Annotated in this window: 19 protein-coding genes; 10 read left to right on the forward strand and 9 right to left on the reverse strand. The window is 44.7% G+C overall.

Features of this window, described 5'->3' with window-relative positions:
* The first annotated feature begins 187 nt into the window (after positions 1-187).
* From FTV13_RS06385 to FTV13_RS06395, 3 genes are all read left to right on the forward strand, one after another.
* Positions 188-643: a bacteriohemerythrin gene (locus FTV13_RS06385; protein ID WP_004783243.1), complete on the forward strand. Its 456-nt coding sequence runs from the start codon at positions 188-190 to the stop codon at positions 641-643.
* A gap of 159 nt (positions 644-802) precedes the next feature.
* Positions 803-1,882: a hypothetical protein gene (locus FTV13_RS06390; RefSeq protein WP_180011381.1), complete on the forward strand. Its 1,080-nt coding sequence runs from the start codon at positions 803-805 to the stop codon at positions 1,880-1,882.
* Positions 1,882-2,211, forward strand: a complete 330-nt coding sequence (locus FTV13_RS06395) for an RnfH family protein (RefSeq protein ID WP_005221123.1) — start codon at positions 1,882-1,884, stop codon at positions 2,209-2,211. Before FTV13_RS06390 ends, FTV13_RS06395 begins: the two co-directional genes overlap by 1 nt.
* 103 nt (positions 2,212-2,314) lie before the next feature.
* Here FTV13_RS06395 and FTV13_RS06400 read toward each other — a convergent pair whose 3' ends face one another.
* Positions 2,315-2,713: an outer membrane protein assembly factor BamE gene (locus tag FTV13_RS06400; RefSeq protein WP_004783238.1), complete on the reverse strand. Its 399-nt coding sequence runs from the start codon at positions 2,711-2,713 to the stop codon at positions 2,315-2,317.
* 112 nt (positions 2,714-2,825) lie between these two features.
* Here FTV13_RS06400 and fur point away from each other — a divergent pair, with 112 nt between their 5' ends.
* Positions 2,826-3,263 (forward strand): ferric iron uptake transcriptional regulator, encoded by a 438-nt coding sequence (gene fur / locus FTV13_RS06405; protein ID WP_004783237.1) that lies wholly within the window; start codon positions 2,826-2,828, stop codon positions 3,261-3,263.
* Between the two features lie 66 nt (positions 3,264-3,329).
* Here the strand turns inward: fur and FTV13_RS06410 are convergent, their stop codons facing one another.
* Complete coding sequence (locus FTV13_RS06410; RefSeq protein ID WP_004783234.1) at positions 3,330-4,451, reverse strand: PilT/PilU family type 4a pilus ATPase; 1,122 nt, start codon at positions 4,449-4,451, stop codon at positions 3,330-3,332.
* Between the two features lie 27 nt (positions 4,452-4,478).
* A complete protein-coding gene (locus FTV13_RS06415) occupies positions 4,479-5,516 on the reverse strand; it encodes a type IV pilus twitching motility protein PilT (protein WP_004783232.1) in 1,038 nt (345 codons plus the stop codon).
* A gap of 123 nt (positions 5,517-5,639) precedes the next feature.
* On the opposite strand from FTV13_RS06415, the gene FTV13_RS06420 reads away from it, so the two are divergent.
* Entirely contained in the window at positions 5,640-6,329 is a 690-nt protein-coding gene (locus FTV13_RS06420) for a YggS family pyridoxal phosphate-dependent enzyme (protein ID WP_180011383.1), read from the forward strand.
* A 31-nt stretch (positions 6,330-6,360) separates the two neighbouring features.
* Here the strand turns inward: FTV13_RS06420 and FTV13_RS06425 are convergent, their stop codons facing one another.
* Genes FTV13_RS06425 through FTV13_RS06435 form a run of 3 tightly spaced genes read right to left on the reverse strand, consistent with a single transcriptional unit; the run spans position 6,361 to position 12,344 of the window.
* Entirely contained in the window at positions 6,361-7,467 is a 1,107-nt protein-coding gene (locus FTV13_RS06425) for an acyltransferase (RefSeq protein WP_180011385.1), read from the reverse strand.
* 3 nt (positions 7,468-7,470) lie between these two features.
* Positions 7,471-11,082, reverse strand: coding sequence for an AAA family ATPase (locus FTV13_RS06430; RefSeq protein WP_180011387.1), 3,612 nt, complete (start codon positions 11,080-11,082; stop codon positions 7,471-7,473).
* An 8-nt stretch (positions 11,083-11,090) separates the two neighbouring features.
* Positions 11,091-12,344, reverse strand: a complete 1,254-nt coding sequence (locus tag FTV13_RS06435) for an exonuclease SbcCD subunit D C-terminal domain-containing protein (RefSeq protein WP_180011389.1) — start codon at positions 12,342-12,344, stop codon at positions 11,091-11,093.
* Between the two features lie 629 nt (positions 12,345-12,973).
* Here FTV13_RS06435 and FTV13_RS06440 point away from each other — a divergent pair.
* Together FTV13_RS06440 and FTV13_RS06445 are read left to right on the forward strand one after the other, a co-directional pair.
* Positions 12,974-13,420 carry an ABZJ_00895 family protein gene (locus FTV13_RS06440; protein WP_180011391.1) on the forward strand — a complete coding sequence of 149 codons (447 nt, stop codon included), beginning with the start codon at positions 12,974-12,976 and terminating at the stop codon, positions 13,418-13,420.
* Positions 13,421-13,615: 195 nt separating this feature from the next.
* On the forward strand, positions 13,616-14,521 hold the full coding sequence (locus tag FTV13_RS06445) for a TIGR01777 family oxidoreductase (protein WP_179992938.1): 906 nt from the start codon (positions 13,616-13,618) through the stop codon (positions 14,519-14,521).
* Here FTV13_RS06445 and thiO read toward each other — a convergent pair.
* Positions 14,510-15,631, reverse strand: a complete 1,122-nt coding sequence (thiO, locus tag FTV13_RS06450) for a glycine oxidase ThiO (protein ID WP_180011393.1) — start codon at positions 15,629-15,631, stop codon at positions 14,510-14,512. The genes FTV13_RS06445 and thiO overlap by 12 nt on opposite strands.
* Before the next feature lie 20 nt (positions 15,632-15,651).
* The gene (hemB, locus tag FTV13_RS06455) at positions 15,652-16,665 is read right to left on the reverse strand and encodes a porphobilinogen synthase (protein WP_175966866.1); all 1,014 of its coding nucleotides are present in this window, start codon (positions 16,663-16,665) and stop codon (positions 15,652-15,654) included.
* Between the two features lie 105 nt (positions 16,666-16,770).
* Here hemB and FTV13_RS06460 point away from each other — a divergent pair, with 105 nt between their 5' ends.
* The 3 genes from FTV13_RS06460 (at position 16,771) to FTV13_RS06470 (ending at position 20,210) form a co-directional block, all read left to right on the forward strand.
* Positions 16,771-17,268 carry a thioesterase family protein gene (locus tag FTV13_RS06460; RefSeq protein ID WP_034703122.1) on the forward strand — a complete coding sequence of 166 codons (498 nt, stop codon included), beginning with the start codon at positions 16,771-16,773 and terminating at the stop codon, positions 17,266-17,268.
* Between the two features lie 263 nt (positions 17,269-17,531).
* Positions 17,532-18,677 carry an HlyD family efflux transporter periplasmic adaptor subunit gene (locus FTV13_RS06465; RefSeq protein WP_179992940.1) on the forward strand — a complete coding sequence of 382 codons (1,146 nt, stop codon included), beginning with the start codon at positions 17,532-17,534 and terminating at the stop codon, positions 18,675-18,677.
* A gap of 6 nt (positions 18,678-18,683) precedes the next feature.
* Positions 18,684-20,210, forward strand: a complete 1,527-nt coding sequence (locus FTV13_RS06470) for a DHA2 family efflux MFS transporter permease subunit (protein WP_180011395.1) — start codon at positions 18,684-18,686, stop codon at positions 20,208-20,210.
* Positions 20,211-20,259: 49 nt separating this feature from the next.
* On the opposite strand, the gene glpK is transcribed toward FTV13_RS06470, so the two are convergent.
* Positions 20,260-21,744: a glycerol kinase GlpK gene (gene glpK, locus FTV13_RS06475; protein ID WP_180011397.1), complete on the reverse strand. Its 1,485-nt coding sequence runs from the start codon at positions 21,742-21,744 to the stop codon at positions 20,260-20,262.
* Positions 21,745-21,755 lie beyond the last annotated feature (11 nt).

Consider the following 21,755-nt stretch of genomic DNA (forward strand, 5'->3'; position numbering starts at 1 on the left):
AATCGATCAAAAAATACTTTATTCTTGTGGTCGGGTTTAAAATATAATTGATTGGATAAACAATGATTTACATTAATTAAGTAGAAAATAAACTGAAAACCAACCGATTTACTTCATTTTTATTTAAATCAATTAGATATATGATCTTTTTCAAGCGATAAATCATTAATATCAATAGGTGGTCGTAATGAAAATGAAATGGGTTCCAGATTATAATACTGGTATCGATGTGATTGACGATCAGCACAAACGAATTCTCGATTATATCAATGAGATTGATGGAATTGATGCCAATACCGATCGTGCTCGTATTAAACAGATTCTAGAAAATATTATTGATTATACCCAGTCTCATTTTACCTTTGAAGAATCACTTCAGGAAGAAGCGGGTTATAAATATCGTGTGCCACATAAACGTGTGCATGACCTGTTTATTAAAAAGATTGAATCTTATCGTGACCGTTTTGAATTGGGCCAATCTATTGAAGCGGAATTACATGAAGTATTATCTAAATGGCTGATCAATCATATTCAGCACGATGACGCGGATTATGTCGGTGCGGTAAAAGAAAATATGATGGGAATCATTAAAGATAAAGAAAAGAAAAAGGGTAAAAACTGGTTTGCCCGTTTCTTCTCATAACTCGATTGTTCTTAAAATAAAGACAAATCGGAAAAATAAAAAATAAAGCTTAATAATAAATTTGCGCAGCAAATCACGGGCATGGTGGTTTGCTTTTTTGTTTTTGATTTTCATCGCCTCACAAGGCAAAATAGCGCTAGATTTTTATAGGAATACATCATGCAGGACAATGCTATGTCAAAATGGTTATCGCCTCTGATGGCTTTCTGTTTATCCTTTCTTATTATTGCGACACTCGCACCGATAACAGGTATTCAGATTGACCGTCAGCTTGATTTCTGGATGTTGTGGTTAGCGACCATGCTAATACTGGCCCTTCCAGTCTGTTATCTGGAAATTGCTCTGGCGAAACGCTCAAAAACCACTGCATTACAGGCATTGTCGAGCCTTACCCGTGAAGCTGATAGTTCTCAGCGCTGGCGGATCGTCGGCTGGCTGGCGGTTGTATTTATCCCATTCCTTGCGGGTGCGATGCTCAATCATGCTTCTAATGTGATTGCAGTGGCCAATCTCGATGTTCAGCAGCCAGTGATTTTTGCGGTGCTGGTAATTGCTGCATTTGTCTTATCGCTGGTGCCACGTTTAATTCTGGTTGGGATTACCACGATCGGCGTACTTGCATCTTTGATCATGGCGAATGTGATGGGAACTGAATTACCGGCTTGGCAGGTAACACCCGTCCAATTCGTAGAGTGGGGCAATGCCACTGTATTGGCTTTGGTGGCGAGTGGTCTAGGTATGGGGCTGTATTGGCAATCAAGTCTGGCTGTCGTAAAACAGCAGGATGTTGCGACTAAAACAGCCTTACCGATTTGGGTGGCGCAGCTATTAGCGATCATCGCCTTTGGTTTCTTTGCAGTAAAAGCTGAAATCCCTGCATTTGCTTTAATCGCAGCCATTGTCGCAGCCGCTGCTTTGCTTATGCAAATGGCACGTGAGCAATTACAGCAACGTCAAATGAATATTATCATTCAGTGGGCGATTGTGATCGCTGCCACCTTGGTCTGGTTAATTCCAAATGTTGCTCCAATTTTCAATAATCTGCTGATTCTTTGGGGACTGGTGATCAGTCTGATTTATGCCTTGTTTGCTGGCTGGATCATGAAGATCAGCCATTTGCGTAAATCGATGAACTTCAGCTCAGAAGCGGTATATAACATCTGGCGTATTGCGGTTCGTATTGTCTTGCCAGTATCAATTATTCTGGCGATTGTTGCGGTATTAGGACAATTTTTCTGATGACTGAGGCAATGATCTGGGTGGCCTATGCTACCCCGGAACAACAGTTTCATATTGCTGTACCTTTCCAGCCCGGCATGACTGCATTGGATGCAATTGAGCAAAGCGGAATCCGTGCACAGGTGGAATTGCCTGAACCTCTGAATCTGGGGATTTTTGGCGCTAAGCTACAGGATCATACCCAGCCATTGGCAGCAGGGGACCGGGTAGAGATTTATCGTGCTTTAACCATTAATCCCAAGGATATCCGCCGTAAACGCGCTGAGAAGAATCCGGTAGGACGTTATGCCAAAGGTAACCGTTTCAAGCAAAATAAACGTTCCGATTAGTGGAATGTGGCTTTATTGAACAGATGGTCTGATTATTTGATAAATCAATCTATTTAATTAAAAAAACCCCTGATCATACAGGGGTTTTTTTATGCAAAAGCGATTATAGTGGTGGGGCATTTAAGATCGCTTCTTTGGAACCTGGTAGACCTGGTTGAGATTCTGGAATGGTTTCCAGACCTTCAATACGCTCTACGATACCAGACTGATTAAAGTAAATTTTTAGATGCTGGCCTTGGGCTGCTGGGATCTTGGCTTTTTTAGCATAGGTTCCTGGGGTATAGTTGTAGATGTAGTCCCAGCGTAGCGGATTGAGCGGATCAGATACTGTTGGACTACCGAGCAGGAAACGCACCTGTTGGTGGCTCATTCCTACCTGAATTTTAGAGGCTTGTGCTTGAGTTAAAGGTGTTCCTTGAGGAATATCAACTTTGTACACACCTAATGTCGAACAGCCGACAAGCAATGAAGTGACGAATAACGTCAGCATGATTTTTTGCATTTTGCTACACTATCCCAAATTAATTATGATGCATTTGATCCAAGGATAGATCATACTGCATCTAAACTTTGTTGCCTATTCCAACTTTGATTTTGTTGAGAGACCTTTTTACATGCCTATTTCAAACCAAGATTTACGAAAAGCTGGACTGAAAGTTACCCTTCCACGAATTAAAATATTAGAACTATTAGAAAACTCTAGACGGCATCACCTTAGCGCTGAAGACATTTATAAGACTTTACTCGAACAAGGGGAAGATGTGGGTCTTGCAACTGTGTATCGTGTGTTAACACAATTTGAGGCAGCAGGGATTATCGAGCGTCATAATTTTGAAAATAATCACTCAGTTTTTGAAATTATGCAGGAAGATCACCATGATCACTTGGTTTGTCAAAATTGCAACAAAGTCGTTGAATTTACAAATGATGTGATTGAACATGAACAGCACGAAGTTGCGAAGAAATTTGGTTTTGCATTGACTGGACATTCACTTAATCTTTACGGTTATTGTGACGCGCCTGAATGTCAGGAAGCTTACCGTAAGAAATAATTCAGCTTTAGGCTGAAATAAAAACAGGCTTTATTAAAAGCCTGTTTTTTTATGCTTTGAAAATGATCAGGTTTGACCATCAAAAGTAATATTGGAATGCGCACGTAATAAATGCTCGCCACCTTCTTCTGACAGTTTGATTTGCAGACGCAGGTCGTTTGGTGAGTCGGCGTGTTTTAGTGCATCTTTATAGCTAATCTGCTTGGCCTTATACAGGTCATATAATGCCTGGTCGAAGGTTTGCATGCCCAGTTCACGTGAACGTTTCATCAAATCCTTGATTTCATGCACATCGCCCTTACGGATCAGATCCGCAATCAATGGCGAATTGATCAGGATTTCAATCGCTGCACGGCGGCCATTACCATCGATAGTTGGAATTAGCTGCTGTGCCACAATGGCTTTCATGTTCAGGGACAGATCCATAAACAGCTGGCTGTGACGGTCGGCTTCGAAGAAGTGAATGATACGGTCGATGGCCTGGTTGGCGTTGTTGGCGTGCAGGGTCGCAAAAACCAGGTGACCGGTTTCCGCAAAGGCAATTGCATAGTCCATGGTTTCACGAGAACGGATTTCACCGATCAGAATCACGTCTGGTGCTTGACGCAGGGTATTTTTCAATGCGACTTCAAAGGAGTCAGTATCAATGCCGACTTCGCGTTGGGTAATGATACAACCCTTATGCTGGTGCACAAATTCGATCGGGTCTTCAATGGTAATGATATGACCTTTGGAATTTTCATTACGGTAGCCAATCAAAGAGGCGAGGGAAGTTGATTTACCGGTACCGGTTGCACCCACAAAAATAATGATACCGCGTTTGGTCATTGCCAATTCTTTTAGAATAGGCGGTAATTTCAGCTCATCCATAGTCGGAATGACGGTTTCAATACGACGCAGTACCATACCTGGCTGATCGCGTTGCTGGAATGCGCTGACACGGAAACGTGCCGATTTGTCCGGGTTGCTGATGGCGAAGTTACACTCGCGTGTGTCCGCAAATTCCTTGCGCTGCTTCTCGGTCATGATTGAGTTAAGTAGCTGTCCCACAGCTGCACCCGGTAATTTTACCGAGCCAATCGGTACAATCTGACCATTAATTTTGATAGAGGGTTCAACATCGGCTGTAATGAACAGATCCGAGGCCTTTTTCTCTACCATGTAGTTGAGTAAGCCGTTAAAGTCCATGATAAAACCCCAAAAAATTAATTATTTTTATAAGAATGATTCAGGCTGTTTTGCTGCAGTACGGGCGACTTGCGGACTGATAATGCCTTTCGATACCAGCGTTTTCAGGCTTTGATCCAGTGTGGTCATGCCATAGTTGGCACCTGTTTGAATCGCAGAGTACATCTGTGCCACTTTGTTTTCACGGATCAGGTTACGGATGGCTGGAATACCGATCATGATTTCGTGTGCAGCCACACGACCGCCCCCATTTTTCTTCAACAGGGTTTGTGAAATAACGGCTTGCAGCGATTCAGACAACATGGCACGCACCATGTCTTTTTCTTCAGCAGGGAATACGTCAATCACACGGTCAATGGTTTTTGCCGCTGAGGTGGTATGCAGGGTACCGAAGACCAAATGACCGGTTTCCGCAGCAGTGAGTGCCAGACGGATGGTTTCAAGGTCACGCATCTCACCGACCAGAATAATATCCGGGTCTTCACGTAATGCGGAACGTAATGCTTCATTAAATCCATGCGTATCGCGATGCACTTCACGCTGGTTGATCAGACATTTTTTCGATTGGTGTACAAATTCGATTGGATCTTCGACGGTCAGAATATGGTCATAGCGGTTGTCATTGATATAGTCCAGCATTGCCGCCAGCGTCGTTGATTTACCCGAACCGGTTGGTCCTGTCACCAGTACAATACCACGTGGATATTCACAGATATCTTTAAAGATCTGACCCATGCCTAGATCTTCAATAGTCAGTACTTTAGATGGAATGGTACGGAATACTGCGCCTGCACCGCGGTTCTGGTTAAATGCGTTCACACGGAAACGGGCTACGCCTGGAACTTCAAAAGAGAAGTCAGTTTCCAGATTTTCTTCATAATCACGGCGTTGCTTGTCGTTCATGATGTCGTACACCAGTTTGTGTACTTCTTTGTGTTCTAGTGCAGGCAGGTTGATGCGACGTACTTCCCCGTCCACACGAATCATGGGTGGTAAACCTGCTGATAAGTGTAAATCCGACGCACCATTTTTAGCAGAAAAGGCTAACAGTTCTGTAATATCCATAAGGTCCCCGAGTTCATTAAAATGTTATTTATTTTGCTAGAATAATAAGGCTTTCCCACAGCTTAACCAACACTTAGTTGATGAGCAAGGGAAAAAAATCCGCACGAAATGAGAACCCCATCAATGAATATGCTGCAACAGTCACGAAATCAGGTTTTAGCTCAGATCCAGTCCGCCTGCGCTCTGGCGGGGCGTGAGCCGGATTCGGTGCAACTTCTGGCCGTCTCCAAAACCCAGCCTAGCCCTGTGCTGGCAGAAATGTATCAGGCTGGTCAGCGTGCTTTTGGTGAAAACTATTTACAGGAAGCGCTGGAAAAAATCACGGCACTCAAAGACCTGGATATTGAGTGGCATTTTATCGGTCATGTGCAGCGCAACAAGACCAAACATCTGGCAGAAAACTTTGCCTGGGTGCATGGGGTGGATCGTCTGATTATTGCTGAACGTTTATCTAATCAGCGTAGTGATTCTCAAGCTGCACTTAATATCTGTCTGCAAGTCAATATTGATGGGCAGGATAGCAAGGACGGTTGTCAGCCTGAGGAAGTGGCCGATCTAGTAGCACAGATCAGTCAATTACCGAATTTGCGCTTACGTGGTCTGATGGTCATTCCTGCGCCAGAAAATACTCAGGCTTTCGCAGATGCCAAAGCCTTGTTCGAGCAGGTCAAAAGCCATCATGCAAAACCTGAAGACTGGGATACTTTAAGTATGGGGATGTCTGCCGACATGACCGAGGCGATTGCAGCAGGTTCTACCATGGTACGTGTGGGAACTGCCTTGTTTGGCGCACGTCCTAAAAAAACGGACTGATTTATACTGACAATTGAGTTTTGGGAAAGCGTTATTGCAGAGTAGTTGATAACGCTTTTTTTCTTTGGGGTTCCAGCCATTTGGCCATGAACCAGGCAAAGAAAATTAAGCTGCACATGCTCATAAATAAAGATAAAACGGCACACTCAAGACCATGATCAAGCGTTGCAGGAAAGCAGCCTAGAATAAAAAGCAGTAAAGGAAAATGGGTGACATAAAGTGTATAGGAGAAATTTGCAGACTGAGGCCAAACTGGTTGATATTGGCTTTGTTGATGTTGCAGCTGCACAATCCAGCAGACAAAGGCGAGCCCCATACACAGGTTAAATGGCACAAAATAATTTACACGATATAAGTCAGCCTGTTCAATGACATGAAACTGGTAAGCATCCGCACAGGCAATCATAAATGCCAGACCAAATAGGCCCAATTTAATGGGTTGTAGTCGACTTAAAAAACGCAGCTGGATCTGCCGGAATGAATTGGCAAAGGCAACTAGCCAGAGCAGAAAATAAAACAGAAACTGATAGTTCAGTAGAGAAAGCCCTAGAAGCAAGATAAAAAAGCCGATTTTAGCGATTCCAGAATCTTTTAAAAAAGGCAGAAATCCGGCCAGTACATAAAACCAGACTTCAAAGCTCAGGCTCCAGAGCGGCGCATTGGCAGATACCGTCGGTGTAATAAAGCCGTTTAGAAAGAATAAAGAACCTAAAAAATCCTGAGTGTCAATGTTATATGCAGTCCGAATCATCATGCCAAAACTGTTCTGGAACTCATGGCTATGTGAAGCAAAAAATGTAGGTGCTAGCGCATATAGAATCAGACTGAAAGCGGATGCAAACAGAAAGGGCGGTAAAATGCGCCGATAACGCTGCCGTATATACTGCCGCAGATTAAAATTTTCATGTTGTTGGATGTTGTTCTGGATCGAAGTCCCGATTAAATAGCCACTGAGCACAAAAAAGATCATCACAGCAGCCTGGCCTAATAGACGTACCCAGGAATATAGGCTCAGATCAAAAGGCGCGATAAAAGCCTGAAAACTATGACTGAATAGCACCACAATGGCACTGATACCCCGTAAGCTCTCAAGTTGTAAGCTGAAATAGGGCGAGAGCTTGTTCGGGATAGAGTTCATGCTTTAACCTATAATCTGAATGGTACTGGCACCGGCACCGACCGGTTTAACCTGAATCTGAACCGGAATCCGTTCATGCATTTCCTGCACATGTGAAATTAGCACCACTTTACGGCCCTGACTCTGCAAATGATCCAGTGCATTCATGACCATATGTAAGGAAGCCGGGTCTAAAGTACCAAAACCTTCATCAATAAATAGCGATTCTAGTTTCATTGAGCCGGAAGCCATATTGGCAATCGCCAAGGCCAGAGCCAGAGAGACCAGGAAGGTTTCACCGCCAGAGAGTGACAGGACAGGACGCACTTCGCTGTTCATATCCAGATCGATAATCGCCAGACTTAAACTGTCTGGAATCCGGTGCAGCTGATAACGCGGAGCCAGGGGCTGTAATTGCTGATTGGCATATTCGACCAGAATATCCAGGTGATGTTCCTGCGCGATTTTCTGGAATTTGGTGCCTTCCTTATGGCCGATCAGGTCATAGATCCGGCCCCAACGATATTCTTCAGCTTTGACCTGTTCAATCTGATGCTGGTAGCGTTGTAAGGTCGACTGATTATTGGCATGTATTCTTAATTTAGTGGCTACCTCATTACAGGCATTTTCCTGTTCAGCTTTTTCCTGTGCCAGACTACTTAAGCGTAGTTCAACTTCTTCAAAGCTAAGTTCAGGCTTGGATTTCAAATGATGTTGATATTGTTCTTCCAGAATGTCCCAAGCCGTTTTGGCATTTTCAACCACCTGATGTTGTGCCTGTAATTGCTGGCGAATTTGCTGATGCTGTTGCAAGTCAATATTCAGGCAATGCTGGATATACTCGGCATCAAACGCAGGATGTATATTTTGCCAGTTCTGAATAGATTGCTGGCATTGCCTAATCTGCTGTTCTAGTTGCTGAATCTGAGTGATGAAACTCTGTTTTTTCAGTTCAGCTTGTTGCAAATGCTGATCATGCTGCTGGGTCATCAGACTCTGTGCCCGTAATTGTTCATCCAACGCCTGTTGTTGTTGCTCCAAACGGTCACGCCATTCCTGTGCCTTAGGATAAATCTGTCCGGCATGGGTAAGGGTCAGATGGTTGAGCTGTTCACGTAGCGCTTTACCCATATTCAGCGCCGTATCCATCTTTTGCTGTAACTGAGCATCATATTGTTGATGCAGGCTGAGCTGATCACGTGTTTTTTCAATCTGCTGGTTTAAGTTTTGGATGTGAGTCTCTAGGGTTTTGAATTCCTGAGACTGTTTCTGACGTTGTTGCAGTTGTTGGGATAACTGCTGACAGCTTGATGAGGCATCAGTAATCCAGGATTTCTGCAAGGACTCAGGCAGTAGATTAAGAACCGGATGAATCATTTGTTCTAGCTGTAAATGCTGCTGCATGCTAAAACGTAGTTGATCCAGCTGTTGCTGTTGCTGACGCCATTGTTTCCAGTCACTTTGCTGATTTTGCAGGGTCTGGACTAGCTGCTGTTGTTCTTGTTGAAGTTGAAGCACATGCTGACCAAGCTGTTGCTGCAAATGATCTGTACTCTGGCTTAAATCAAACAGCAAATCAAATTGCTGAAGATCCTGATTTAATTGAACCTTCTGCTGTTGTAGTGTCGTATTGAGCTGACTGCTGCGTTGCTGATATTGCTCAATTAGGGTTTGTAGTTGAGATTGCTGGATTTGTGCTTGCTGCCATGTCTGAGTCAGTTGCTGTAGTTTTTTCTGAGCTTCCTCAAGCTGCTGGTCATGTAGCTGTTGCAAAGCATTTTCTAGTAGTTCCTGATGCTGTACAAAAGGATGCTCATGACTGCCACAGACCATACAAGGCTCATTTGGTTTCAGCTGTGCACGTAATTCCTGAACACTTTGTGCCTGTAATAAACGTTGCTGAGCCAGTACTTGTTGCAATTGTTCGAAAGCCTGTTCTGCTTCCTGACGTTGTTGCTGTAATTGAACCAGCTCAGTTTCTAGTTGCTTTAAACGATCATGATAGCTTTCTAACTCGCGGTTCAATTGCAGGCTTTCAGTTTCTAAGCCAGCCATTTGCTGTACAGTGCGCATTAAAGCTTCAAGCTTCGAATGCTGGGTACTGAGTTGCTGTTGTTGGGTCTGGAACTGTTGGATTTGCTGTTCAAGCTGGTCCAGATGAGTATAGCGCTGAGTGAGTTCCTGCAAGCTGGCAGATAAAGCCTGTTGCTGCTGTTCCAGTTCAGTCCGGCTAGATTGGAAAAGTGCCGGGTGCTGCCGCATGAATTTCTGGTGAAGTTCCTGATAGTCCCGCAGGCGTTGCAGAGTCGCCTGCGGTTCGTCATCAAAAACCGCTAAAAAGCTCTGTTGTTCTAGTTGCTTTTGAATCTGCTGGTACTGAGCCTGAACCTGTTGTAACCGTTGCTCAGTCTGCACCAGTTGATTCTGAACAGGCTGAATCTTCTGGGTTCTATAGGTCTGCTGTTCAGCTGCAAGCTGTCTGTACTGATCGCCAATCGACAGCATTTCATGATCCAGCTTGAGTCCCTGATCCAGATAAGGCTTGATCTTCTGGAACTCTTGTTGCTGCTGTTGTTGCTGTTGCTGAATATGCTGCAACTTGTGCTGTTCGCTATCACGCTGCTGCTGAACTGACATGAATTCGGCAACAAAGTTTTGTTGCTCAGTCAGTAAATGGCTACGCTGCTTTTGAAACTGATGTTGCTGGACAAACTGTTCCCGAATCTGCTGAAACTGGTCCAGTTGATCTAATAACTGTTTTTGCGGTGTCATTTTCTGTTCAGCATCCAGCTGAACCGTATAGATTTCTTTTTTGGCCTGAATTTCAGTATAGAGATAATGCTGCTGGCGATGCCATTTCAGGTCATTCTCCAGTACCTTTTCGCTCTGGTTTAGATGTTCAACCACCTGTTTTAAAGTCGTGTGTTGCTGCTGCAGAGCAGCAATATCTTCTTCAGATAACAGTTCCAGATGACCGATTAATTTTTCCAGGTCAGCACGTTTCTGCTTCACTTCACTGTGTTTTTCAAATGCTTTCTGGCTGACCAGACTGAAAATCTGAGAATTGGTCAGATATTCGAGTAAATCGGCACGTTCATTATCTTTGGCTTTTAAAAAGGCACCAACCTCAGACTGTGCTAATAGAACCGCACGGGTAAACTGCTCGAAACTCAAGCCGACCAGTTTTTCAATCAGCGGCGTGCATTCAGAAATTTTCTGGTTCAGCACCCGTTGATCATCCAGACAGGTAATGGCACGATCGACCTTTAAATTACCATCCACTTTCTGCCGGGCACGACGAATTTCCCAGCGTGCCGTATAGCGTTTCTGGTCTAGGGCAATAAACTCAAGCTCGGCAAAACCCTGTACGCAACCACGGCGCAGAATATTTTTGGAATCCTTGATCGAGACATCCTGTCCACCTGCATCTTTCAGACTACCTGTGGCACCTTTTAAACGTGGAATTTCGTTATACAGCGCCAGACACATGGCATCGAGCAGAGTAGATTTACCAGCACCGGTTTTTCCGGTAATCGCAATCAGTCCGGCATGTGCCAGAGGATTTGATTCAAAATCAATATGATGCGTACCAGCGAGAGAGGCGAGGTTATTTAGGCTCAGACGGATAATTTTCATGGCTGATCCTAAGCTTGTTGTTTTTGTGCAAGTTCATGTTGGGCTTCGACCAATAACTGCTGAAAATCCTGCTGCACCGAATGATCCTGGCTATAGCCCATTTTTTCCCAGATATTGAAAAACAGTGATTCAGGTGTTGGAGGTGCCAAGTCAATTTTAGAGCTATCAGCCTGATCTTCTGCCTGACGTTGATAAATCCGGCTGATGCGTAGCAGACGATAACGATCTGGTGGCAGTGCCTGTTCAATCTGCTGACGTAAATCTACCGGTGGCGGTGCATCGGTAGTGTATTCAATTTCCAGAAAATGTCGTGCTGCTAGATGCTCAATTTCCCCAGTCGGCAGTGCTTTTACTTTGCTGAGCAGATTTTCCAGATTTTCTCGAATTCTAAATAGCTCGACAGTACGAGGAACTTTCAGCGCTTCAAACTGAAAACGCTGTTCAGCATTTTGTTCAGGATCGATTCTGACTTCAACAACCTGATGCGAATAGTTGATCTCACTAAAGGATAGGGGAATCGGGGAGCCACTATAGCGAATATGCGGCTGACCGACTTTCTGCGGTTTATGCAGATGTCCCAGAGCGACATAGTCAATGACTTCATCAAATAGCGCCGTTGAGAGAGCCTCTTCATTGCCGACGATAATTGGACGTTCCGAATCGGAAGTTTCACCGCCTTGCATATGTGCATGTGACATAAGAATCAGTGCCTGATGTGGCTGCTTACGTGCTTTGGCTTCGGCAATCAACTGTTGGTGCAGATAGCTGATGGCATTCTGGCTATTATTGGTATGTTCATTAATACCGGTAATTTCGGCACTGCGCAAATAAGGTAGAGTTAGGCACCAGGCAATAATCTCTTGCTGCTGGTCATAAATCGGAACCAGCAAACGATCCAGATCAAGACCATTGTCCGCAGTCCGGCCGACAATACCCACCGCTTTGGCATTGAATTTAGTGAGTAAAGGCTGAACCTGTTCAATCCGGTAACCTGAATCATGGTTGCCGGCAATCATCAGGGTTTGCATATGCGGTGCCAGCTCATGAGCATCGGCAAGGAATTGATAAAGCTGTCTTTGGGCACTGGAAGCGGGATTGATGACATCAAAAATATCACCGGCAATCAGTAGGGCATGTGGCTGTTTTTCCTTGATTTGTTCAAGGAGCCAATTCAGGAATTGTGCATGTTCAAATTCACGGTCATGGTTATGGAAAAACTGTCCCAAATGCCAATCAGAAGTATGTAGAAAATGAACTGCCATGTATACTCACCTTTATTTTTGCCTTCCTACTATAGAAAAAAGCCCAGCTAAAAATCTACTTGAAAAAAATATTTTGATCTATTTCATTGCTACACATCATTAAAACTATTTTCAGCGTAGTTTTGAATATTAGAATAATATCTATGAAATCAATAAAATATGATGTTTATATATAAAGTATTGAATCCAGTGTTTTTATTTTAAATTTTACTTCAGGCATTTTTCATAGCATCTGGGTAGCAGAACCAATATTTTTTATAAAAATTGCTAAAAACAGACTTGAAAAAATGCAGCCGATCATTATTTTATGCTGCATAAGAAGCTGATAAAAATTTGCAGGCGAATTGCTAAAAACGGTTCGTCCAAAAAATAAAAACCGACGATTCGAGTGATGATGAAATCGTCGGTCAAAGATTTGTGTATAGTGAAAATTTTGGCTGCTATTCAAAATTTTCTAAAACACTGGACTTATTGCTTTAGCAAAGAGAACGAAAATTTGTGGATGCCAGTCCAAATTTCCGAACCTTGTACCCTATATAACGTCAGCATCTCGCTTTAGGTTGACAATAAAATGAAAAAAAAATTAATTTTTTTTATACTAGTTGATTAATTGTCCTTGAGTCCTGCTAATGGTGCCTCTAACTCGCTATTTTCTCTGGTTTTTCTTCCTATGCTTTATTGTTACCTGCATTTGCGGGGTTGTGGCGGCATTAATGCCGACTGGCATGGGTGCAGTATTAACCATTGTGCCTTATCTGGTAGCGATGATCTGGGTACTGTTTAAATTTTTAAAAAAGGAACAACGGGCGCCCACTCAGGTAGAGCGTAAAAAATTCACCTTGGGATTTAGCCTGATTTATTGGGGCTATAACCTGGCATTTTTAATTTTAGGGATTGCCATTGCGACGCGTTCCAATCCGAATGCCTGGCAGGACTTTTTACTATATCTGCAACAGCCCCAATTTATGAGTATTGTCGTGATCATGTTCCTGCTCATCGCGATTCCGCTTTATCTGCTGACCTACTGGTTTTATGGCAAACAGGCACAGCGTATGGCAGCAAAAATGTTTGGCTAAGATTTCGACTCTTTATATCAAAATCGTTGAGATTAAATTCAAGATGCTAAATCAGGCTATATAGAAAATTAGAAGTTTTCTGTATGGCATGATGAGACAATTTTGCATTCATCGACCCATATCACTTTCCCGAATATTCTGATTCATAAGTGACGTATAATTTGAGCAATACAATAATAATGGCACAGAATAACCATGTATAAACCTGTAGTCCTCATGACAGGCGCCAGCGGTTTTATTGGCAGCCATCTGGTGAAATTTTTACTGGCTCGTGATTATGCCGTGATCGGCCTGACCCGGCAGAAAAAATTGCGAGAAGAGCATCCTGATTTTCACTGGATTAATAATCTGGAAGAATTGAAAAATCATCAGATTGACTATGTGATTAATCTGGCTGGTGAAAGTATCGGTCAGGGTCGCTGGACAGCCGCCCGCAAAAAGAAATTGCTGGACAGTCGGCTAAATACCACCAGGCAGTTATATGACTATCTAGAGAAAAATCAGATTAAGCCCAAACGTATTATTTCGACTTCAGCGGTCGGCTACTATGGAATCGATCCGCAAGAACACTGGGAGACGGTGTGTACTGAACAAAGTCCACCACAATCCATTTTTATGTCAGAACTGTGTGAGAAATGGGAAAAACTGGCCTTGTCCTATACCGGGCAGGACACCAAAATTGTTCGCTTTGCTGTGGTGTTTGGTCAAGGAGGCGGGATTCTTCCGCAGATGTTATTGCCAATTAAGCTGAATATATTTGGCCGGATTGGTCATGGGCGTCAGCCGGTGACCTGGGTACATCTACAGGATGTCATGCGGGCGATCGAATTTCTGATGCAGCAGCCGACCCAGCAACAGGTATTTAATGTGGTGGCACCTGAAAAAGTCAGTCAGGCGCAATTTGTCCGGATCGCAGCACAGGTGCTGAAGCGTAAACCTTTATTACCGTTACCAGCTTGCAGTATGAAAATGATGCTAGGTGAACAGTCACAACTGATTCTGAATGGTCAATATGTCCAGCCCAAAGCTTTGCAGGAAGCCGGATTTGAATTTAGCTATCCGACCCTGAAAGAAGCCTTGATTGAAATTTTAAACCGTTAAAGAGTGCGGCTGTAAACGCTGTACCGGACTATAAGGCTGTGGATCTACGATGGTCGGTTGTTCCAGGATTAACTGAGACAGCAATTTTCCAGAAGCAGCACCCATACATAAGCCATTACGGAACTGGCCAAAATTGGTCCAGAGATTGTTCAGATGCGGAATTTTGCCGATATAGGGAATGCCATCCGGGGAGCTTGGTCGTAGACCAGCCCACTGTTTCACAATTGGGAAATCAGCCAGCTCCGGTACCATTTCCAGGCAGGCTTCCAAAATATCCTGACGGATTTCAGCAGAAGGCGAAGTATCAAAACCGACCTGACGCATGCTGGAACCACACAGTACATGACCATCACGACGTGGAATCAGATACATGACCTTGTTCATGCACATGGTTGGTAGCCAGTTTTCTGGTGTTTTAAACAGCAACATCTGGCCTTGAACCGGATGAACTGGAATGTCCAGACCGAGCTGTTCAGACCAGCGTGCAGACCATGCACCGGTGGCAATGACGAACTGATCTGCTTTAAAGCTCAGGCCATTTTTAGTGGAAACACTGTGTACATAATCTTGCTGGATATTTAGCTGACTAATATTGCAATGCTCTTGCCAAGTGACACGCGGATGCTGTTTAAGGTAAGCGATAATGGACTGTAACAGTCGCGGATTGCGGATATTGGAAAGTTCTGGAAAATAGATCGCCTGTTTAAATTTCGGATCTACTTTGGAATTGATTTGCTGGATTTGAGGCTGATTCAGATATTCGGCATGTTGCTGTGGATCCTGATATTGCTCGGCATAGCGCAGTCCAATTTCAAAATCCGTTTCATCAAAAATCAGCATACCGGTTTCGTGAATCTGGAAATCAATGCCAGTCACCGGTTGCAGTTTCTGGTTCCAGGCTTGATACAGCGGTTTGGCATGGCGGGCGAGGGCATTGACGGCATCGGGATAACGCCAGGGATACATCGGGGAGAGGATACCACCTCCGGCCCAAGAGGCCGCCTGTCCAGCCGCTTGCTGATCGAAAATCGTAATAGAACATCCCTGTTCAAGCAATTCCAGAGCTGACATCAAACCGGTGATGCCCGCTCCGATAATGGCGATATGCATTGCGCCAAGGTCCTTCTATTTTATTTCATGTCTTTCAGTTTGAGCGCCGCTTCTTCCGCAAAGTAGGTCCAGATACCATCTGCACCGGCACGGCGGCAGCACATCAGGGATTCAAGAATCACGCTATCAGATAACCAGCCATTCTGAATCGCAGCAGCCAGCATGGCATATTCACCACTAACCTGATAAATAAAAGTAGGTACACCGAAGGTATCTTTGACTTCACGAACCACATCCAGATAAGGCATACCCGGTTTAACGATGACCATATCTGCACCTTCCTGGATATCCAGTGCAATTTCATGCAATGCTTCAGCACGGTTACCGAAATCCATTTGGTAATTGTATTTATTGCCGCCTTTCAGGTTGCTGGCAGAACCAACCGCATCACGGAATGGACCGTAGAAACTAGACGCATATTTGGCTGAATAAGCCATAATAGAGGTATAGATATGGCCATTCTGTTCAAAGGCCTGACGAATTGCACCGATGCGGCCATCCATCATGTCACTTGGCGCGACAATATCAGCACCGGCTTCGGCATGGCTTAAAGTCTGCTTGATCAGTGCTTCAACCGTTTCATCATTCAGCACGTAACCGGTTTCATCAATGATGCCATCCTGGCCATGCGTGGTATAAGGGTCTAGCGCGCCATCAGTGATCAGCACCATTTCCGGTAATTCTTTTTTCAGCAGGCGAACGGTCTTCTGTACCAAGCCATCTTCATGCCAAGCGGCTTCTGCAGTCAGACTTTTATCTTCTTGTGGTGTGACTGGGAACAGCGCCAGCTTATTGACACCCAGTTCCAGCAAACGTTCTGATTTTTTTAACAACAAGTCAGCAGACAGGCGCTGCACATTTGGCATACTTGGAATGTCTTGGGTCTGATTTTGTCCCGGCAGCACAAATACTGGATAAATCAAGTGATCAGCACTGAGATGGGTTTCACGTACCATAGAACGTAAATGCTCATTTTTACGAATACGACGCATGCGAGTTGCAGGAAACGCGGGACGATTGAACGTATAGGTCATAAAAATCTCAGTAATCAGTATTAAACTAGGCCCCTATTGTAGCCCTATCTGAATTTTTTGGGCATAAATTAGCGGTTTTTTATTGTTGTAGTTTCGGGCAGACTTATGACTAAGACAGAAAGAAATTGGACAGGTAATATACATTTAGGTGCAAAAGTGGATATTGAAGTGGTCTTAAACCAGTTGGTACACGCTTTTAATACCTCTCCTTTTTTTAAGCATAATGGCATGACCATGCGAGTGGTCGATGGTCAGATCGAAGCATATGTTGAAATGCAGGATTTCATGATTGGCAATGTGGCATTTCAGATTCTGCATGGTGGTCTTGCAGCGACCATACTCGACAGTATTGGCGGAATTGTGGCGATGGGTGAGCTGTATAAGAAAGCCGAACCGGAAACTATTGCCGATACGATTAAAAAGGTATCACGTCTGGCGACGGTTGATATGCGCGTGGATTATCTAGCGCCCGGTCGTGGTAAATATTTTATTGCCCGTGCAGAAACCTTACGTTTGGGGCGTAAGGGTTGTACCATGCGTATGACCATGGTCAATGATGATGACAAGCCAATTGCTACAGCGATTGCTTCATATGCCTATTAATTAAGTTTATCTCCTCAATCCTGGCTCACTTCGGGCCCGAACTAAGCCCTTATTCCTGGAATAGGGGCTTAGTTTTTTAAACTTCCGAGTAATATTTTTTTGCATATTTTCTAATTTTTATTATTAGAATGCATGAAAATTAAATTAATACGGCTTTCTCATTTTACCCATTGATCAATAAACGGGATATGAATCTATACATTCATGTCAGTGCTGGTCAGTGTGGCTGCGTGACCAAGTCTGTTGGATTTAGGAAAAAATCAATGACAGATGTACAAGACACCCTGCCAGAAAACGCATCAGATACAACTTCGGATCAAGCTTTAAAAAATAAACGTAAAAAAGCCCTGAGTATTGTTGCCCTCCTTATGGTGATTGCACTGGTGCTGTTTCTGGTGTGGAAATTCTTTCTGAACAATTCAGTCAGTACTGAAAATGCTTATGTCGGTGCTGAAACGGCTTCTATCACGTCTATGGTGAGTGGCCAGGTTGCTGAAGTACTTGTCCATGATACCCAAGCGGTCAAACAGGGCGATATCCTGGCCAAAATCGATGACCGTGATGCCAAAATTGCAGTGGCTCAGGCACGTGCAGAACTGACCAAAGCCAAGCGCCAGTACAAACAGACTGCGGCCAATAGCGGGGCTTTAAGCTCACAGATTGGGGTTAGTGATGATGCAATTCGCAGTGCCGAAGCCCAGCTGGCTCAGGCTCAGGCAGCCTTACATAAAGCACAAGATGAATATACGCGTCGTGAAAAACTCAGTGCGAGCGGTGCAGTGTCTAAAGAAGAACTCAGTACAGCACAATCTGCATTGGATACGGCCAAAGCTGGCGTAGCTTCTGCTGAAGCGGGTCTGGCACAAGCAAGATCCAGCCAGAAAGCCGCACAAAGCAATTTAGCGGCGAATGAAGCCTTGATTCAAGGCGCGAATGAAAATTCGACTCCTGATGTACTTGTGGCTGAAGCCAAACTGAAACAGGCCGAGCTAGACTTAGAACGTACTGTAATTAAAGCACCTTTTGATGGGGTGGTTTCACGCCGTTCAATTCAGGTGGGTCAACGTGTTGCGCCAGGTACAATGCTGATGATGGTCGTACCAGTAGATCAGCTCTATGTTGATGCCAATTTCAAAGAAAGCCAGCTGGAAAAAGTCCGTGTCGGGCAGAAAGCTGAACTGACGTCTGATCTGTATGGTAAATCGGTGAAATATCACGGCACTGTGGTTGGCTTCTCTGGCGGTACAGGTTCAGCTTTTGCTCTGATTCCGGCTCAGAATGCAACGGGTAACTGGATCAAAGTGGTACAGCGTTTGCCAGTGCGTATTCAGCTGGATCCGAAAGAGCTGGCTGAGCATCCGCTACGTGTGGGTCTGTCGATGGAAGCTGAAATCCACTTCAAGAAGTAATTCCCGATGAATAAATATGTTCCATATGGGAATCTGACTGGCGGCAAGCTGATGCTGGCGGCCTTTGTGCTGGCATTGGCCAATTTCATGGTCGTGCTGGACATGACCATTGCCAATGTCTCGGTACCGCATATTACCGGTAGTCTGGCAGTTTCCAGCTCGCAAGGCACCTGGGTCATTACGTCTTATGCAGTCGCAGAAGCGATCTGTGTACCTTTGACAGGATGGCTGGCGGGTCGCTTTGGTAGCGTACGCCTGTTTGGTGTCTGCCTGCTGGGTTTTACCATTTTTTCGATTCTATGCGGGATTTCTACCAGTCTGGAAATGCTGGTGTTTTGCCGGATCGGGCAGGGGTTGTTCGGTGGCCCAATCATGCCGCTAAGCCAGACTTTATTACTGCGAATTTTCCCACCTGAAAAACAATCCCAAGCGATGGGGATGTGGGCAATGACCACCGTTGTCGGTCCAATTCTCGGTCCAATTCTCGGCGGTACGATTAGTGATAACCTGTCTTGGCACTGGATTTTCTTTATTAATATCCCGGTGGGTTTGTTCTGCGGTCTGGCTGCATTGAAGCTATTAAAACCAGCAGAAACTGAAACCAATGCTTTGAAGATTGATAAAGGTGGTTTGTTCTTACTGATTCTTTGGATTGGTGCGCTGCAATTAATGTTAGATCTCGGTCATGAACATGACTGGTTTAGCAGTTCCTTTATTGGGACCTTGGCGGTGCTTGCCATAGTCGGTTTAATCATCTTTACCATCTGGGAACTGACCGAACGGCATCCGATTGTAGATATCCGGATCTTCCGATATCGCGGGTTTACCTTTGCTGTGCTGTCATTGGCCTTTGCCTTCGGTGCCTTCTTTTCCAGTATTGTACTGATTCCACAGTGGGTGCAAATTAATCTGGGTTATACGGCCACTTGGGCAGGTTATTTAACCGCAACCATGGGTTTTGGTAGCCTGTTGATGTCACCGATTGTGGCGAAGATGGCGACCAAATATGATCAGCGCATTCTGGCCAGTTTCGGTTTGACCTTGCTCGCCGTTGTGACTTTGATGCGGGCATTCTGGACTACGGATGCTGATTTTATGGCATTGGCCTGGCCACAGATTCTGCAAGGTTTTGCGGTGCCATTCTTCTTCATTCCACTCTCCAATATGGCATTGGCCTCAGTCCAGCCTCAGGAAATGGCTTCAGCGGCTGGTTTGATGAACTTTCTGCGGACCATGGCTGGAGCGATCGGAGCTTCAATTGCAGTCACGATCTGGGATGATCATAGTAAAGTGGCCCGCAGTGAGCTGGTCGGTAAACTGAATGTCGAAGAAACTCAGAATACCTTAATGGCACAGGGCATGAGTTCGGACAGTGCCTTGGGTTATATTTCCAGTCTGGTGGATAAAGAAGCATTAACCCTGTCTGCTAATCACCTATTTTTGATTTTGGCGATGGTTTTTATTTTTGCTGCTTTAATCGTCTGGTTGGCACCACGACCGAAAGCGGGTGTGGGTGGAATGCCATCACATTAATATTTTCCAACATAAAAAACCGCTAACTATTTAGCGGTTTTTTTCGATCTTATAAATCTGATTTGGCCCGTTTCAAAGCATTTTGCCATTTGGCTAAATGTGCTTCACGTTCATCATTCTGCATTTTGGGTTCAAAGGCCCGGTCTAGCTGCCAGGACTGAGAGATTTCATCAAGGCTGGAAAATACGCCAGATTTTAAACCAGCCATCGCTGCTGCACCCCAAGCGGTGGATTCCAGCATTTTTGGACGCATGACAGGAACATTGAGCAGGTCAGCCTGGAACTGCATCAGCATATCATTACAGCTGGCGCCACCATCGACGCGTAGTTCTTTTAAAGGATGGGCAATATCCGATTGCATCGCAGTCAATACATCGGAGACCTGAAAGGCAATCGATTCCAGCGCGGCGCGGGCAATATGGGCCTTATTGGTTCCTCGTGACATGCCACAAAGCAGGGCACGCGCTTCACTATCCCAATGCGGTGCACCCAATCCGGTAAAAGCAGGAACTAAGACCACGCCGTCAGTATCTTCAACTTTACAGGCCAACTTCTCTATATCACTGCTTTTTTGAATGATGCCAAGCCCATCACGTAGCCATTGCACCACTGCACCGGCCATAAAAACACTACCTTCTAAGGCATAACTGGTCTGTTCCTGTACCTGCCAGGCGAGGGTAGAAAGCAATTTATTCTGGCTGAGCTGAATGTCATGGCCGGTATTAAATAGCATAAAACAGCCAGTGCCATAGGTATTTTTTGCCATACCGGGTTCGAAACAAGACTGGCCAAACAAGGCAGATTGCTGATCACCCAGAATGCCGATAATGGGAATGGTGGCTCCTAACAAACCCGGTGCTGTATCTGCAATATGACAATCGGAACTGATGATTCGTGGCAGGACTGAAGCAGGGATATTAAATAGGTCTAGTAGTTCCTCATCCCAGCGTTGAGTATGCAGATTCATCAACATGGTACGGGACGCATTACTGGCTTCGATGATATGCTCAACCCCTTGGGTCAAGTTCCAGATCAGCCAGCTATCAATAGTGCCAAAAGCGACATGACCTTGTTCTGCAAGTTCACGTAAGCCATCCACATGTTCCAATAACCAGACCAGCTTGCCAGCACTGAAATAAGGATCAATCCGTAGCCCGGTTTTTTGTTGTACCTGATCCATCTGGCCTTGCTGTATCAGCTGATTACACCAGTCTGTTGCACGACGATCCTGCCAGATAATCGCTGGTGCAAGAGGCTTCCCATTACGACAATCCCATACCACAGTCGTTTCACGCTGATTGGTCAGGCCAATCGCTTTAATATCTTTGGCCAGAATCCGGGCGGTAGCAAGCGCCTGTTGTACCACTGCAATTTGCGAGCTCCAGATTTCCTGTGCATCCTGTTCGACCCAACCGGAGTGTGGGGTCTGAATATGGGTTTCGCGTTGAGCTGTTGCCTGAATCTGTCCGTGTTCATTAAAGATGATTGCACGGCTAGATGTCGTTCCCTGGTCGAGTGCCAATAAATAGCTCATAATTTTTTTAA

The organism is Acinetobacter sp. YH12235 (assembly GCF_013417705.1).
Lineage (GTDB): Bacteria > Pseudomonadota > Gammaproteobacteria > Pseudomonadales > Moraxellaceae > Acinetobacter.